We start from the raw sequence: 16,206 nt of genomic DNA, 5'->3' as shown, positions 1-16,206 counted from the left end.
CCTCAACGAAACCACAGGGGGCTTCCATCCATGCACACCAAATTCCTGGGCGGCGTCGCGTACGTCGCGCTGCTTGCCATCGCCAGTCCGGCCATCGCCCAAACCACGCAGACCGCGCGCGATACGACGCCGACTGCCGAAACCGTGGAATCCACGGACGCACCGGCATCGGACATCATCGTTACCGGATCGGCGCGGCAGCAGCGCCGCTTCGACGTATCCTATGCGGTCAATTCGCTAAGCCAGACCGATATCCAGAAGATCGCGCCCAAGAGCACGACCGACCTGATCGGGACGTTGCCGGGCATCCATGCCGAGGCGACCGGCGGCGAGGTGCAGAACATCACCCGCGTGCGCGGCATCCCGACCGATCGCGGTTTCCTCTATTATCAGCAGGACGGGTTGCCGCTGTTCCAGGAACTGGACGGCTTTTTCTTCAATCAGGGTGACGGCATGAACCGGCTCGACCTGATGACCGACCGGATCGAGGTCGTTCGTGGCGGTCCGGCACCGATTTATGCCAGCACCGCCGCCGCGATCGCCAACGTCATCACCGTGACAGGCAGCGCGACGACGCGCGGCAAGGCGCAGCTGACGCTGGGCGATACCGGGTTGTACCGGCTCGATGCCTATCAGGCGGGACCGATCTCGAAGGACATCTATTACGCCATCGGCGGCTTCCTGCGCCATCATGACGGCTATCGCGACTCCGGCTTTCCGTCCGATCGCGGCGGGCAGATCCGCGCCAATATCCGCCATGATCTGGCCAACGGGTTCGTGAAGCTGTCGGGGCAGTACACCAACGACCACAACCTGTTTTATCTGTCGATCCCGACCGCCGATCCGCGCGATCCGTCGGTCAGCCTCAACAAGTATATCGACTATTTCACCGGCACGCTGAACAGCCCGTCGCTGCGGCAGGTGAACATCAAATATCGCGATGGCGCCGGCGTGTTGCAGAACCAGCGCGGCGATCTGGCCAATGGGCGGCATCTGCAATTCGGGAACGTCGCGCTGAATTACGAAGGCGATTTCGGCGACTGGCACGTGTCGGCCAAGGGTGGCGTCACGCAGGGCAAGTTGCATTTCGACGCCTTCTATTCGACGTCGAACCCGGTCGATGCGACGACGTTCGCCAATAATTTCCGCGCAGCGGCGACCACCGCATTCGGTGCGAACGTCAGCCGCCTCGGCTACAGCGTCGCCGGTACGGGCGGGCAGACCGCCTATAACCCCGCCGCGGATTCCGGGCTGGTAATGCAGGCGCAATATCGTTCGGTCGAAACGGATTTCCATTCGACGCAGGGCGACCTGTCGGTCACGCGCAAGCTGGAAACCGCGATCGGCGCGCATGATCTGCGCGCCGGAGTCTATACCTCTTTCTGGGGTCAGAAGACGTTCAACGCGTACCAGAATCTGCTGGTCGAGGTGAAGTCGCGGCCGCGCACGCTGGACCTTGCCGCCTATAGCGCGACGGGCGCGGTGCTGGGCTATGTCACCGACAATGGCGCGCTGGCCAATGCCGCGACGCTGGGCGGCGGTGCGACCGACGGACAGCTGGTCGCGCTGTACGGCACCGACACGTGGGACGTGACCGACCGGCTGCGGATCGATGCCGGCCTGCGCCACGAATGGTATAGCTATGACGGGTTCGGCCGGCTGACGTCGAGCTATAATCTGGGCGACACCACCACGCTGGCCGACAATGCCACGCGCGGGTTCACCGGCGCGATCGGTACGTTGCGGCTGAAGCAGCAGGCGACCAACTGGACAGTCGGGGCCAATTACGACGCGACCGGCAATATCGGCGCGTATCTCCGCGCATCGCAGCTGGAGGTGCCGCCCAACACCACCATCGCGCTGAACTATCCGGTGGCGGCGATCGTCGCGACCAAGGCCAAGCTGTACGAGGCGGGCGTGAAGTTCGCCGCCGGGCGCTCCTACCTCTACGTCACCGGCTTCTACACCCGGTTCGATCCGCTGAACGCCAGCTTCGCCGCGTTCAACCCGGCGACGGGCCGCGCGGACCAAGTGACGAACTTCATCGGCACCGCCGAGACCAAGGGGCTGGAGGCCGATGGGCAGCTGCGCCTGACCGGCTCCTTCTCGCTCGCCGGGTCGGTGACGTTCCAGGACCCGCGCTATCTGAACTTCAGCAGCAATACCGGCGCCGATGGCAGCCGGGCGAGCGGCAAGCAGATCATCCGCGAACCGAAGTTGTTCCTGAACGTACGGCCGACCGTCGATCTCGACCTCGGCGGCGCGGCGGTCAGCGTCTATGGACGCTATGACTATGTCGGCCGGCGCTATACCGACTTCTTCAACAGCACCGCGCTGCCCGCTTATGGCGCGTTCGGGTTGGGCGGGACGGTCAGCAACGGCGACTGGCAGGTCCAGATCGTGGGCGACAACATCACCAACGCGCATGGCTTTACCGAAGGCAATACCGCAGGCGACCGGTTCGGGCAGGGCGTACCGACCGCGATCTTCGGTCGGCCGCTGTTCGGGCGCAACTTCCGCCTGATCGTGAGCCGCAAATGGTGATCCGTCCGCTGCTCGCCACCGTCCTTGCCTGTGTCGTCGCTTCGGCGGCACAGGCGGGGCCGGTCGATACGATGCGTCGGATCGCCGATCCCAAGGGTGGCATCATCGCCATCGCCCATCGTGGCTGTCATGCCGCCGCGCCGACGCGCGGGATGGACGGGACCCTTCCCGAAAATTCGCGCGCCGGGCTGCTACGCTGTGCGGCGCTGGGCGTCGAGGTGATGGAAACCGACGTGCGCCGCACCCGCGATGGCTATCTGGTCATGGTCCATGACGACAGCGTCGACCGGACGACCGATGGCACGGGAAAGGTCGCCGACCTGACCCTTGCGCAGATCCGCGCGTTGCGCCTGCGCGACGACGAAGGCGGGGCGGGAACGGCGCTCACCGACGAACGGGTGCCGACCCTCGACGAACTGCTGGCGTTGGCCAAGGGGCGGATCGTCCTGAACCTCGACGTGAAGGACGCGATCTATGGCGAGGTTGTCGACGCGGTCGTGCGTGCGGGTGCGGCCGACCGGGTGATCGTCAAGACCTTTGCCGGGATCGGTTCGCCGCCACTGGCCGCCATGCCGCCCTATGACCGGGTGCCGTTCGCGCCGATCCCGATCACCGGCGATCCGGCCGCCGCCGATGTGCCGGCGATCATCCGGCAGCAGGTGGGGGCGCGGCGCCGTCCGATCGCGGTCGAACTGCCGCGGATGCCGCTCGCGACCTTGCCGGCCAGCGTCGCCGCTGCCCGGCAAGCGGGCATGGCCGTCTGGGTCAACACCCTGTTCGAAGGGTTCGTGACCGGGCTGGGCGGCGATGCGGTCGCGGCGCGCGATCCCGAAGCGGTCTGGGGACGACTGGCGGATAGCGGCGTCCGCCTGATCCAGACCGATGCGGTCGACGCGCTGCTGGTCTGGCGGCAGTCGCGCGCCCGACGGTAAGGAACCGGGGGATCGGCGGCGCGTGCTTCCGATACCCGGCGATGCGTCAGGCGGTCAGGTCGAGGGTGCCGACCCCGGCGGCGGACCCGACCAGGCTATAGACATACTGGTCGATGCCGGTCGCTTCGTCGCGCCAGATGCCGTCGAACTCGAGCGCGAGGATGCGCTTGCCGTTGTCGCCGATGATGTTGACCTGGCCGCCGCCGGTCAGGTCGAGCACCTTGTTGCGGCCGAAGGTGACGATGCCGTTGTCGTCGCTATCGAACAGCGCGACGTCGGTGACCAGCACGTCCTGCGCCGAGAAGTCGAGGATGCGGTCGAGCGTCTGTGCCCGGGCCCGCGTCAGACTGTTGTCGCCGATCGCGAAGAAGAACGCATCGGCCCCCGCGCCGCCGCGCATCGTGTCCGATCCGGCCCCGCCGATCAGACGGTCGTTGCCGGCAATGCCCGACAGCGTGTCGTTGCCCCCGCCGCCCATCATCCGGTCGGCAAGGACGGTGCCGTTCAGCACGTCGTTACCGGCCCCGCCGACGATCTGCGATGGCGCGATGTAACCCGGCGATCCGGTTTCGCTGTTTCCGGTGCTGCCGGGAACGGTGAACGCGCCGTCGATGCCGGCGGTGGCGATCGTCGTCAGTCGTGCGTTGTTCAGTCCCGCCGCATTGTCGAACGTCGCCAGCGCGGGCACACCGGTCGACGCGCCGAAGGTGACGTTGGCCGCGACCCGCCCGGCGGCGTCGAACAGGACGACCGCATCGCCCCCTCCGCTCAATCCGATACCCGATCCGGTATAGCTGCCAAAGGTCAGCCCGGCCGGTGCCTGTCCGCCGAACCACGTATCGACGAAGGTCTTTACCGTCGCGGCAAGGTCGGTGGTCTGGAGGAAGATCACCGACTGGCCGGCGGCGATGCCGGTCACGCCGCCCAGTGCGACCGACGCGGCGAAGCTGTTCGAATCATCGTCGACGCGCCACCCGGCGATATCGACCGCGGCATCCGAAAAGTTCGTAAGTTCGAACCAGTCGGCGCGTACCGGGCTGTCGCCGCTGGCCCATGGGGCGACTTCGGTGATGCGGATCGCCGGGCCGGTGCCTTCGTTGGCGATGTCGCGGACGTTCAGGACATACTCGGTGGTGGCGTCGGGCGTCGCACCGACGGTCGGATCGTCGACGGTGACGGTTACCACGTAGCTGGTCTTGGCTTCGTAATCGAGACTGGTGCCAGCCTTCAGGTACAGGCCATTGGCGTCGACTTCGAAAAAGGCCGCGTCGCTGCCGGTCAGCCCCAGCGCATTGGTGCCGCGTCCATCGTCGGTGATGGCGATGTCGGCGACCTTGATCCGGGTCAGCGTGCCGGTGTTTTCGTCGATGCCGCCCAGCGCGTTGGCGAGCGCGATGGCGGTCGGCGCGGCGTTGCCGTCGTCGATCACCGTGCGGATCGATCCGGGCGATCCGGTTTCGGTGCCGTTGACGGTCGTCACCTGATAGGCACCGTTGGTGCCGATGGTGCTGGTCTGCGCGATCGGGCCGGTCAGGCCGGCGGCGTTGTCGAACGTCGCGAGCGACGGACGGCCGGTCGACTGGCCGAAGCTGACGCTGGCGCGCAGCATATTGCCGGCGTCGTAGAGATTGACCTGATCGCCGCCGGTGCTCAGCCCGATGCCCGATCCGGTAAAGGTCCCGATCCGGACGCCGCCGGGCAGCGTGCCGCCGAACCACGTCGTGACGAACGCCTGAACCTCGATCGCGCCGCCATTAACGAAGAGGACCGATTCCCCGGCCGCGATCTGATCGATGCCGGTCAGGGCGACGGCGGCGATCGGCGATTGCGAATTGTCGTCGACCTTCCACCCGGTCAGGTCGATGGCGAGACCGGTCGAATTGGTGACTTCGAACCAGTCGGCCCCGACCGGGCTGTCGCCGCTGGCCCATGGCGCGACTTCCGATACGAACAGCTTGCCGACCGTGCCGGGCGAACCGATCGCGGCGGTGGTCCCGCTGCCGACCGCGACCGCGCCATTTTGGCCGGTCTCGCTCAGCCTGGTGACGTCGCCATTGTTGATCGCGGCGGCGTTGTTGAAGGTCGCGAACGGGCTGGCGGCGGGCGATGCGCCGAAGCTGACGCTGGCGCGCACTTCGCCGCTCGTGTCGTAGAGATTGACCTGATCGCCGTTGCTGCTCAGGCCGACGCCCGACCCGGTATAGGCACCGAATTGCAGTCCTGCCGGGGCCTTGCCCCCGAACCATGCATCGACGAACGCCGCCTGCGTCGCGGCCAGATCGGCGGTTTCGAAGAAGATGACCGATTCGCCGGCGCCGATTCGGGCGATGCCGGTCAGTGCGCGGGCGTTGCTGAACTGCGCCGAATTATCGTCGACCTTCCACCCGGTGAGGTCGATCGCGACGTCGCCGTTATTGGTGACCTCGAACCAGTCGGCGGTGACCGGGCTGTTGCTGCTCGACCATGGCGCGATTTCGGAGATGAACAGCGTCGGTTTGACGACTTCGTTGGCGATGTCGGTGACGTTCAGCACATGATCGACGCTGGCATCGACCGCGCCGCCGACATTGGGATCATCGACGGTGACGGTGACCGCGTAGCTGGTTTTGGTCTCGTAATCGAGTTTCGTGCCGGTCTTCAGATACAGGCCGGTCGAATCGACTTCGAAGAAGGCGGCGTCGGCCCCGGTGACGGCGAGCTGGTTCACGCCGATGCCGTCGTCGGTGACCAGCACGTCGGCGACTTTCACCCGGCGGGCGGTGCCGCTGTTTTCCTCGATCGCGGGCAGGGCGTTGCCGAGGGTGATCGCGCTCGGCGCGGCATTGGGGAAGTCGGCCGGGGCATAGACCCAGAGTTGCGGATGATCGGCATCGCCGCCGCCATTTTCGTTGACGACGTAGAGGAAGCCGTTGCGGTCGACGGTGATCCCCTCATGCTGCTGATCGGCGACGCCCAGCGGATTGCCGGCATCGGTCTGGATGACCAGTTCGCTCAGGATGTTGCCGGCGCGATCGACCTTCACGATCTTGCCCTCTTCCTGGCTGATGATGAGGAGGTTGTCCGCTTCGGCGGTGCCGGCCAGCGATGGAATGTTCGACAGCGCGAACACATCGGCGACGTCGGACAGGCCGAGCAGCGCCGGATCGAACAGGTTCGTCGAATTTTCGGTCTTTGCCGACCCGTTGCTGGCGGTATTGTCGGCGAAGTCGAGCGTCGTCTGGAACACGCCGATCGGTCCGGCTTCCTTGACGAAGATGAAGCCCTTGGTCAGCGGGTCGTAGCTTAGACCCTCCAGACCGATATTGTTGACGAAGGTGCCGAGGTTGACGACCTGCGCATCGGCGCGCGCCTTGGTCGCGCCCGCTTCATAGGTGATGAGCACGGCGTTGCGATCGCGTTCCTCGGTGAACACGAACTGGCCGTTGCCGATATAGGTGATGCCTTCGGGATCGTAGAAGGCAGTCCCCTGCGGACTGTTGCCGGCACCCAGCGTCATCGTGCTGACCAGCTTGCCCGACTTGCTCACCTCGGTGATCGAACGCCCGCCGTCGCCGATGATGAACAACGTATCGGTGTCCCAGTTATAGGCGACGCCCGAGGCTTCCTGTCCCAGCACGTTGCCGGCGGGGGCGGTGGTGCGGGTGGGTTCGGGCAGGTCATAGCGTCCGATCCGGACATATTTTGACAGATCCATACCCGATAGTCCCCGCATGCGATGGTGCGACCCCGGCCGCCTTCGCGCAGCAGGTTGCCCGGTGCGCATGGCAGATGGATTACGGCTTCGTTGCGGCTGCGTGACAGATGGTTAATAATCGCTTGCACCGGTCGAGTTCTCGCAAGTCGGCGGGTTTGGAGCCCGAACGTACCCTGCCGCCATTGGCGGCACATTGTCATCGATCGGTCGCCGAACCGTCGCACGTACTTCACGATACCGCCGCAAGCGCCCCCCGACAGGACGGCAGTTCAGAACGTCGCAGGGGGTTATCATGACGGTACGCATCTGGTTGGTTGGCGCAGCGCCGCTCGCACTCATGACTGGCGCGGCGTACGGCCAGGAACGCGTGGTCGTAGCACCCGTCGCCGCCCCGGAGGTTGACGAAGCGGCGCCGGCGGAAGGCGAGGAAATCGTCGTGCTCGGCTTTGGCCAGACGCGGCAGGTGCAGACGATTTCGGCGATCGACATGGAACGGCTGACGCCGGGGACGTCGCCGCTGAAGGCGGCCGCCAAGCTGCCGGGCGTCAATTTCCAGTCGGCCGACGCGTTCGGTGCCTATGAATGGTCGACGCGCATCTCGCTGCGCGGGTTCAATCAGAACCAGCTGGGGTTCACGCTGGACGGCGTGCCGCTGGGCGACATGAGCTATGGCAACGTCAACGGCCTGCACATCAGCCGGGCGATCCTGTCCGAAAACATCGCGACGACCACGGTCGCACAGGGGGCGGGTGCGCTGGGCACCGCATCGACCAGCAATCTGGGTGGTACGCTGGAATTCGTCAGCCGCAAACCGTCCGACACCGCCGATATCGTCGCGTCGGGGACCTATGGCAGCAACGATACGATCCGCGCCTTTGCCCGGATCGACACCGGCGACCTCGGCGGCGGGCTGACGGGCTATCTGTCCTATGGCTATCTGACCAGCGACAAGTGGAAGGGCGTCGGCGTCCAGCGTCAGCATCAGGCCAATGCCAAGCTGGTGAAGGAGATCGACACCCGCGGCAGCATCACCGCGTTCCTCAACTTCTCCGACCGGCGCGAAAACGACTATCAGGATCTGAGCTACGACATCATCGCCCGGCGCGGCCTGCGCGCCGACAATATCTCGGACGACTATCCGCTCGCGCTGCAGATCGGCCGAGTGTACCAGAATCAGGCGGCGCGCAGTGCCTATTCCGCCGCCAACAACGGATCGACGACAGGCTTCACCGCGCCTTGGACCGGGGCCGGCTTCGCCTTTCCGACCGGGTTCGGCACCGTCGACGACGCCTATTACGACGCCGCGGGGTTGCGGCGCGACTGGCTGGGCGGATTGACCTTCGATGCGCGATTGACGCCCGAATTGTCGCTGGTGTCGACCAGCTATTATCATCACAACAAGGGGCAGGGATCGTGGATCACGCCCTATTCGCCGACCCCGGCGGGGGCTGCGGGGCCGGATGGGTCGGCATTGCCGGCATCGTCAACCTCGACCGCCGGCCTTGCCTCGCCGCTCGGTTTCCGCACCACCGAATATGGCATCGATCGCGCCGGCAATCAGACCCGCATGGCGCTGACCACCGGTGCGAACCGGATCGAAGTCGGACTGTGGTATGAAACGAATACGTTCGAGCAGGCGCGTCGCTTCTACGGCATGAACGACGCCGCCACGCCGAACCGCACGGCGCGCCAGTTCCAGAGCAACCCGTACCGCACGCAGTGGGACGGCAAATACGATACCAAAACGCTGCAATATCATGTCGCCGATACGCTCGACCTTGGCGCATTGACGCTCAACGGCGGATGGAAGGGGTTGCGCGTGCGCAATTCGGCGAACCTGCGCACCGGGTCGCTGGTCGTCGGCGACATCCAGGCGCGGGACTGGTTCCTGCCGCAGGTCTCGGCCCTGTTCCGCGTGGGCGGCGGGGCGGAACTGTTCGCGAGCTACACCGAAAATCTGCGGGCGTTCGTGTCGTCGGCGACGACCGGTCCGTTCGCGACGACCCAGAACGGGTTCAACGCGATCCGTTCGACCCTGAAGCCCGAAACGTCGAAGACGGTCGAGGGCGGGGCGCGGCTGCGTTCGGGCGGGTTGCAGCTGTCGGCGGTCGGCTATTATGTCGATTTTTCGAACCGGCTGCTGACCTTCGCGAACGGGGCTGGGATCATCGGCAACCCGCCGACGCTGAACAACGCCGGCAGCGTCGAAAGCTATGGTGCCGAGCTTGCCGCGACCTATCGCATCGCACCGCCGCTGACGCTGTTCGCCAGCTATTCCTACAACAAGGCGACGTATCAGAACGATGTCCGCAACGCGGCGGGTACGGTGGTACAGCCGATCGCGGGCCGGACCGTGGTCGACACGCCCGAACATATGGCCAAGGGCGAGATCGCCTATGACGACGACCGCTTCTTCGCGCGGGTCGGCGGCGATTACATGTCGAAGCGCTACTTCACCTATCTGAACGACCAGTCGGTCGGCGCGTGGGTGTTGCTCGATGCCAGTATCGGATACCGGCTGACCGGGCTGGGCGGCGTGTTGGAAGGCGTCGCGATCGAAGGAAGCGTCACCAACCTGACCGATCGCGCCTATATCTCGACGGTCGGTACCAACGGCTACACCGCCTCGGGAGACAACCAGACGCTGCTGGCCGGTGCGCCGCGCCAGTGGTTCGTGACGCTGCGCCGGGGTTTCTGATCGCTTGCCATCGGCCGTCGCTCGGCGAGCGGCGGCCGATGGCGGATCCTCGCGAACCGCACCGGCGGGCAGGGGTCGCCCCCGACAGCGATGCCGCCGCGGTGGTCGGCATCAGACTGCGAGGGCCAGTAACCCGGAAATTATCGTTTCACTGCGGCACCTTCGTTTCCGCGACGTTCCACCCGCGCAAGGTCACGACCGGCTGCGCGGCCAGTGCCGCGGGGTAGCGGATGGTGATGGTGCGGGTTTCTTTGGGAAGAAGGGAAACGTAGTTGTCGTCGTAGAAGGCGGGTAAGATACGCTGCCCGTTGCGGTCGAGGAGCGTCAATTTGGCGTTCAGCGCGGCGACCGGGCCGTCGTTCGACAGCGTCACCGCGACCACCCGGTCGCCGCCGTCGACCACCGGGGCCGCCATCCGTGCCGTCAGCGTCGCCGGGGCGAGCGCGTTCAGCGCCTGATAGGAAGCGGTATCGCGCCCGCGCCAGTAGAAATTGTCCGAAACGGCCTTGCCGGCCGCATCGGACAGGGTCAGCCGCACCAGCACCACCGGATGCGCCGCATAGAGCGTGTCGAGCGGCACGGCGGCCAGCGACGTCGCGCGATTGGCCAGTGCATCGACCCGTTCGGACCGCGCGAACAGTTCGGCGTTGTCCAGTCCGACGACCCGTACGCTGGCGGTCAGTCCCTTCGCATCGGCCTGGGTCGTGTTGAGTACGACCAGTTCGTTACCCGGCAGGTTCAGCTGGACGTGCAGCGGTTCGACGGCTTTCTTCGCGCCGTAATAGGCGGCGTGGGTGTCATAATCCCACGAATAGATCTGCCACGCGTTCGACGGCCATGCCGGATGCGTCATCCACAGCAACCGGCCGCTGTTCTTCGTCCACAGGTGGCCGAGGAACCCTTCGTACATCGCCTTGTGCGTTTCGAGGTTCATCATCTGCGCCTTGCGTTCGAAATCGGCAAAATCCTTGCCGGGGCCGAACATCGTGGCCAGCGTCTGCATGAACGTCTTGGTGTCGCCATTCCCGCCGAAATGCCAGTCGTGATAGGCGAGCACGTCGCCCAGCGGCCAGCGATCGGCGGCGGGGACATAGGACGCGACCGATTCCGCCGTCGACAGCGACGGGGTGCCGGTCTCCACCGAGAAACCGGTGGCGAGGTCGGTGAAATAGCCGTCCGGCGCACGGTAATTATACGGCCCCGAGCCTTGCAGGTTCACGACGTTCGACGACCCGGTGAACCAGCGGGTGCCGTCGAGCTGGAACACGGCATCGTCCAGCCCCTCGTTCAGCGTCGGAGTGGGCACGCCTTCGTTGCGGCCGAACCACAGGATGATGCTGGGATGGTTGCGATAGCGGGCGATGGTGTCGCGGGCGTTGGCGAGGAACAGCGCCGCATCGTCCGGCTCGATCTGGAAATTCTGGGTCGATTGCCAGAAATCGTTCAGGACCATCATGCCGTTCTCGTCGGCCAGATCGTAGAACTCGTCCTCGGTATTATTGCCCATCCAGTTGCGGATGACGTTCATGTGCGCCTCGCGCTGGAGGCGGAAGAACGGGCTGAGCCATTCGTAGCTGACGCGCTTCATCGCGTCGTCCATGCCCCAGTTGCCGCCGCGCGCGGCGATCCGCACCCCGTTCACGCGGATCGTCAGATGCGGTTCGGGCAGCGTGTCGGCGATCGTCGTCACCGCCTTCGACACCTCACCCGCCGGGGTCAGCGATTCCGCCCAGCCGGTCGGCGACTGCTTGATCGCAGCGTGGCGGACGTCGATCAGCTTGTGCCCGGCAAGCCCGCCATCGGTGGTCTGGACATTGACCCGGCGCAGCGCGCCCGCTGCATCGAACAGCGACAGGTCGTAGCTGACCTCGCGGATGCCGAAGCGCTGCGCCTTGCTGTCCGACACGCCGTTCGCGTCACTGACCTGATAGGTCGCGTGGTAGAGATGCGGTTCACCATAGCCGTTGGGCCACCACAATTTGGGGTTGGCGACGGTGAGCGCCGGGAAGTCGGCGGGGGTGAAGCGCACTTCGCTGCGCCCGGTCGGCGCGGTCACGGTCCGTTCGACCGACACCCCCTCGAACGCAACCTTGACCATGACCTGTCCGGCGGGGCCGCTATTGTCGATCGGTACGGTCACATCCACGTCGGCGCGGTCGGTGCGCGGCAGCGGCAGGTCGGTGACGACCTGCGGGTCGAGGATGCGGACCGCGCCATGGGCGACCAGCTCGACCGGCCGCCACAGCCCGGTATTGCGATCGCGGACGCCGGGAATCCAGTCCCATCCCTCGGTCGCGACGAAGGTCGGGCCGTCGATCGCCAGCTGCCCGCCATTTTCGCCGACGCCGGCGCTGACCGATTGTTCGTGCGGAATGCCGGGGTGCGGTGGCGGCGAGACCTTTACCGCGAGGACGTTCTCACCCGCCTGAGGCACGAAATCGAACTGGCCGCGAATGAACGCGCCGCGCGTGGCGCCGAGCTTCACGCCATTGGCCCAGATGTCGGCGGCATAGTTGATGCCGCCGAACACGATCGTCAGCTTCTTGCCGGCAGCCTCGGCCGGTACGGTGAAGCGGGTGCGGTACCAATAGTCCTGCCGTGCCAGTTTTTCAGGGATTTTGAGGTTGTTGAGGCCGTAATAGGGGTCGGGATAGACGCCGCGATCGACCAGCGTCTGGAGTACGGTGCCCGGCACCGTCGCCGCGCGCCACGCGCCCCTGGGATTGCCCGGCCGCGACAGCGCCGCGCCGTCGCCGGTGACATCGGGGGCGGCGGCGAGTTGCCAGCCATTGATCTGCCACCGCCCCGGTGCCGTCACCTGCATGGCGGGCGCGCTCGGCACCGGTTTGGCGACGGCCACGCTGTACGCATCGCCCTTCGACTGCGGCAGGGTCCATGCGTCCTGCTGCTGGGTCTGGCCGATATTGGCCGTCTTCTGGAACGGCCATGTGACGCCGACCTCCCATAGCTGGACATTGGCGAAGTCGGGGCGCGGCATCGCGGCGATGGCGGCGGGCGACAGCGCACGGTCAGCCAGCGTAACGCCGACCAGCGTACCGCCGAAATGCGGACGGCCGGGCACCGCGCGTGCGACGTGGAGCACGCCGTCGGTCGCGGCGGACCGGGCCGCGCCGGTCGCGACCCGGCGACCGTCGACATACAGGGTCGCGCGCGTGCCATCGGATACGGCCGCGACTTGCGTCCAGCGGCCGGGCGCGATCGCCGGGCCGGTCAGCGTCGTCCCCCCGTCGTTCAGCGTCAGCCGCCCGTCGGTCAGCGCCACGACCCGCGCATCGCCCAGCGCGACCAGCGGCACCACGCCAACCTGTCGCGCGTCGGAGTTGACCCACAACGTCACGCTGTACGGTGCACCGGCCTGTGTCACCGGTCCGGTGACCAGGCGTTCGATCCCGATCCCGCCGGTCAGGAAGCTGGCATTATACGGCCCCCCGTTGACCGGAACCTGTGCGCCCGCGACCCCCGCCATGGCGACGCCGCCCAGCAGCGCGGCGATCATGCCCAGTTTCATGCGGAAGTCCTTTTCGTCAGGTCGGCGCTGATCGCTTCGAGATCGCGGCCACGGGTTTCGGGAAAGAAGCGCCAGACCAGCAGCGCCTGCACCAGCATCGCGGCGGCAAAGCCCCAGAAGGGCAGCGCCCGATCCCAATGCGCCACCAGCGGGAAGGCGAAGGACAGCACGGCATTGGCGACCCAGTGGGTCGCGCTGCCGATCGCCTGCCCACGGGCGCGGACGTCGGTCGGGAAGATTTCGCTGAGATAGACCCAGATCACCGCGCCCTGCGACATGGCGAAGGCGGCGATGAACAGGATCAGCAGCGGCAGCAGCAGGGCGGGCGATGCCTGTCCCATATAGACCAGTGCGACGCCGCCCAGCGCGACGGCGGTGACGATGCCGCCACCGATCAGCAACGGCTTGCGTCCGACCCGGTCGATCACGCCCATGCCGATGACGGTCGCGATCAGATTGGCGGCACCGATGGCGATCGCCTGCATATCGCCGGATACGCCGGTGAAGCCCGCGGCGGCAAAGATGTCGTTGAGATAATAGAGGATCGCGTTGATGCCCGACAACTGGTTGAACAGCCCGATGGCGATGGCGAGCAGGATCGGCATCCGGTGCACGCGCCAGTCGAGCCGCCCCGTGCCGCCGCTTGTCGCAGGCGGAATCGCGTCGAGGCCGAGCCGTGCCGCCGCGCGGGCCGCTTCGTCGCCGCGTCCGCGGGCGGTCAGCCAGCGCGGGCTTTGCGGCAATCCGGTCAGCAGGATCAGGAACAGCGCGGCCGGCACCGCCGCCACGCCCAGCTTCCACCGCCACGCCAGATCGGGGGCGACCGCCTGCGCGACCAGATAATTGCTGAGATAGGCGATCAGGATGCCCGCCACGATGTTGAACTGGAACAGCCCGACGAGCAGCCCGCGCCGCTTCGCCGAACTGATCTCGGCAATGTAGACGGGTACCAGCACCGACGATGCGCCGATGGCGAGGCCGCCGAGCACGCGGAACGCGATGAAGCCGGTCAGCGTCGTGGCGATGGCGCAGCCGACCGCCGACACGACATAGAGCAGCCCGACGACGCGCAGGACGGCAAGGCTGCCCCAGCGGTCGCCCGGCGCGCCGCTGAACAACGCACCGACCAGCGTGCCCCACAAGGCGGCGGAGACGGCGAGGCCGAGGCCCGCTTCGGACAGGACATAGTTGCTGCGCAGCGCGTCGGTCACGCCCGAGATGACGGCGGTGTCGAACCCGAACAACAGGCCGCCGAGACTCATCGCGACCACGGCGCGGGTGTGGGTCGCGCCGCTCATGCGCCCGTCACCCGCGCAAGGAAGCAGCCATGCGGTTCGGCATGGGCCAGCGTCTTGCCGATCGCGTCGCGCATCCGCGCGAAACTGTCGGCCAGCGCGTCGTCACCGATTGCGTCGGCCAGCGGCGAATGGCGGGCGGGCAGGTCGCCGAACCCGGCATACAGGCTCAACCAGCTCGGGTCCTGGAACGTATCCCACTCGTTTCGCACGAATTCTCCTCCCGAACGCCAGGCGTCCAGCTTGATCTGCAAGGGTTCTGGCGGTTCGACCGCGCGGATGGCCTGCCAGAACGGCTCGGTACGGCCATTGGCAAGGTAATGAAGGAACAGGAAGTCGCGCAGCCGTTCGAATTCGAGCACCGATTGCCGGTTATAGGTGGCGGCAAGGCGCGGGTCGCAGTCGCGATCGGGGAACAGCGCGATGAGGCGTTCGAGCCCCGACTGGATCAGCGAGATGCTGGTCGATTCGAGCGGTTCGAGGAAGCCCGAGGCGAGGCCGAGGCCGACGACGTTGCCGCTCCAGAACCGCGCGCGGTGACCGGTCGTGAAGCGCAGCCGGTTGGGATCGGCCAGCGGTGCCCCTTCGAGCGTGGCGAGCAGCGCATCCTCGGCATCGCCGTCCGACTGGAACGCGCTGCAATAGACCGATCCGTTGCCGATGCGGTGGCGAAGCGGAATGCGCCATTGCCAGCCTGCCTTGCGGGCGGTGGCGACGGTATAGGGGGTCGGATCGCCCGGTGCCGCCGTGCAGGGAATGGCGACGGCGCGGTCGCAGGGTAGCCAGTGTCGCCAGTCGACATAGGGCACGCCCAGCGCGTCGCCCAGCAACAGGCTGCGAAACCCCGATGCGTCGATCCACAGGTCGCCCTCGATCGTGCGGCCGTCGTCGAGCGTGACGCCGGTGACGTGACCGCGCGCCGGATCGGTCGCGACCGCCCCGATCCGCCCGTCGATATGCGCGACCCGGTTGGCGAGCGCGAGGCGACGCAGCATCGCGGCAAAGGCGGCGGCATCGAAATGGAGCGCGAAGTTGAACACGCCGAGGTCGTTGGCGGGCTGGTCGGCGGGCGGCAGGAACAGCCCGTTGCGGGCCAGTTGCGTCGCGAGGCAATAGTCCGCCAGCGGCCCGGCGCGGCCCACGGCGTTCAGTTTCAGCCAATATTGATGGAAGGCGACGCCCTGCGCGCCGACGCCGTACAGGCCGAACGGGTGGAAAAACCGGTGGCCCTCACCACCCCATCCGTCGAAGCGGATGCCGTATTTGATCGTGCCGCCGGTTTCGCGCAGCACGTCGGGCTCCCCCAGTTCGATCGCCGACAGGAAGTCGCGGATCGCGGGCACCGTCGCCTCGCCCACGCCGACCGTGCCGATCGCCGCGCTGTCGACGACGGTGATCGACAGGTTCAGATGGGTCAGCCGCCGCGCCAGATAGGTCGCGGCCATCCATCCGGCGGTGCCCCCGCCGGCGATGACGATCGATCGAACCGGTTCGTTCGGCATCCGTCCCCCTCG

The 16,206-nt window shown here is 66.6% G+C and carries 7 protein-coding genes; 3 read left to right on the top strand and 4 right to left on the bottom strand.

Features of this window, described 5'->3' with window-relative positions; translation table 11 throughout:
• Window positions 1–30: 30 nt before the first annotated feature.
• Window positions 31–2,544, top strand: a complete 2,514-nt coding sequence (locus ASE90_RS06275) for a TonB-dependent receptor (protein ID WP_055997850.1) — start codon at window positions 31–33, stop codon at window positions 2,542–2,544.
• Window positions 2,538–3,476 (top strand): glycerophosphodiester phosphodiesterase family protein, encoded by a 939-nt coding sequence (locus ASE90_RS06270; RefSeq protein ID WP_055997847.1) that lies wholly within the window; start codon window positions 2,538–2,540, stop codon window positions 3,474–3,476. The genes ASE90_RS06275 and ASE90_RS06270 overlap by 7 nt, the downstream gene beginning before the upstream one ends.
• A 46-nt stretch (window positions 3,477–3,522) precedes the next feature.
• On the opposite strand, the gene ASE90_RS06265 is transcribed toward ASE90_RS06270, so the two are convergent.
• Entirely contained in the window at window positions 3,523–7,170 is a 3,648-nt protein-coding gene (locus ASE90_RS06265; protein WP_055997844.1) for a lamin tail domain-containing protein, read from the bottom strand.
• A gap of 292 nt (window positions 7,171–7,462) precedes the next feature.
• Between ASE90_RS06265 and ASE90_RS06260 the strand changes: the two genes are divergently transcribed.
• On the top strand, window positions 7,463–9,868 hold the full coding sequence (locus tag ASE90_RS06260) for a TonB-dependent receptor domain-containing protein (protein ID WP_055997841.1): 2,406 nt from the start codon (window positions 7,463–7,465) through the stop codon (window positions 9,866–9,868).
• Between the two features lie 148 nt (window positions 9,869–10,016).
• On the opposite strand, the gene ASE90_RS06255 is transcribed toward ASE90_RS06260, so the two are convergent.
• The 3 genes from ASE90_RS06255 to ASE90_RS06245 are packed head-to-tail and all read right to left on the bottom strand — an operon-like array spanning window position 10,017 to window position 16,194.
• Window positions 10,017–13,397: a glycoside hydrolase family 2 gene (locus ASE90_RS06255; RefSeq protein WP_055997838.1), complete on the bottom strand. Its 3,381-nt coding sequence runs from the start codon at window positions 13,395–13,397 to the stop codon at window positions 10,017–10,019.
• Window positions 13,394–14,695 carry a sugar porter family MFS transporter gene (locus tag ASE90_RS06250; RefSeq protein ID WP_055997835.1) on the bottom strand — a complete coding sequence of 434 codons (1,302 nt, stop codon included), beginning with the start codon at window positions 14,693–14,695 and terminating at the stop codon, window positions 13,394–13,396. Before ASE90_RS06250 ends, ASE90_RS06255 begins: the two co-directional genes overlap by 4 nt.
• The gene (locus ASE90_RS06245) at window positions 14,692–16,194 is read right to left on the bottom strand and encodes a tryptophan halogenase family protein (protein ID WP_055997832.1); all 1,503 of its coding nucleotides are present in this window, start codon (window positions 16,192–16,194) and stop codon (window positions 14,692–14,694) included. The genes ASE90_RS06250 and ASE90_RS06245 overlap by 4 nt, the downstream gene beginning before the upstream one ends.
• Between the last annotated feature and the right edge of the window lie 12 nt (window positions 16,195–16,206).

It is taken from the genome of Sphingomonas sp. Leaf67 (genome assembly GCF_001421965.1).
GTDB lineage: Bacteria > Pseudomonadota > Alphaproteobacteria > Sphingomonadales > Sphingomonadaceae > Sphingomonas.
Note: the sequence above shows the minus strand (reverse complement) of the source record. Positions and strands in the feature narration are given on the sequence as shown.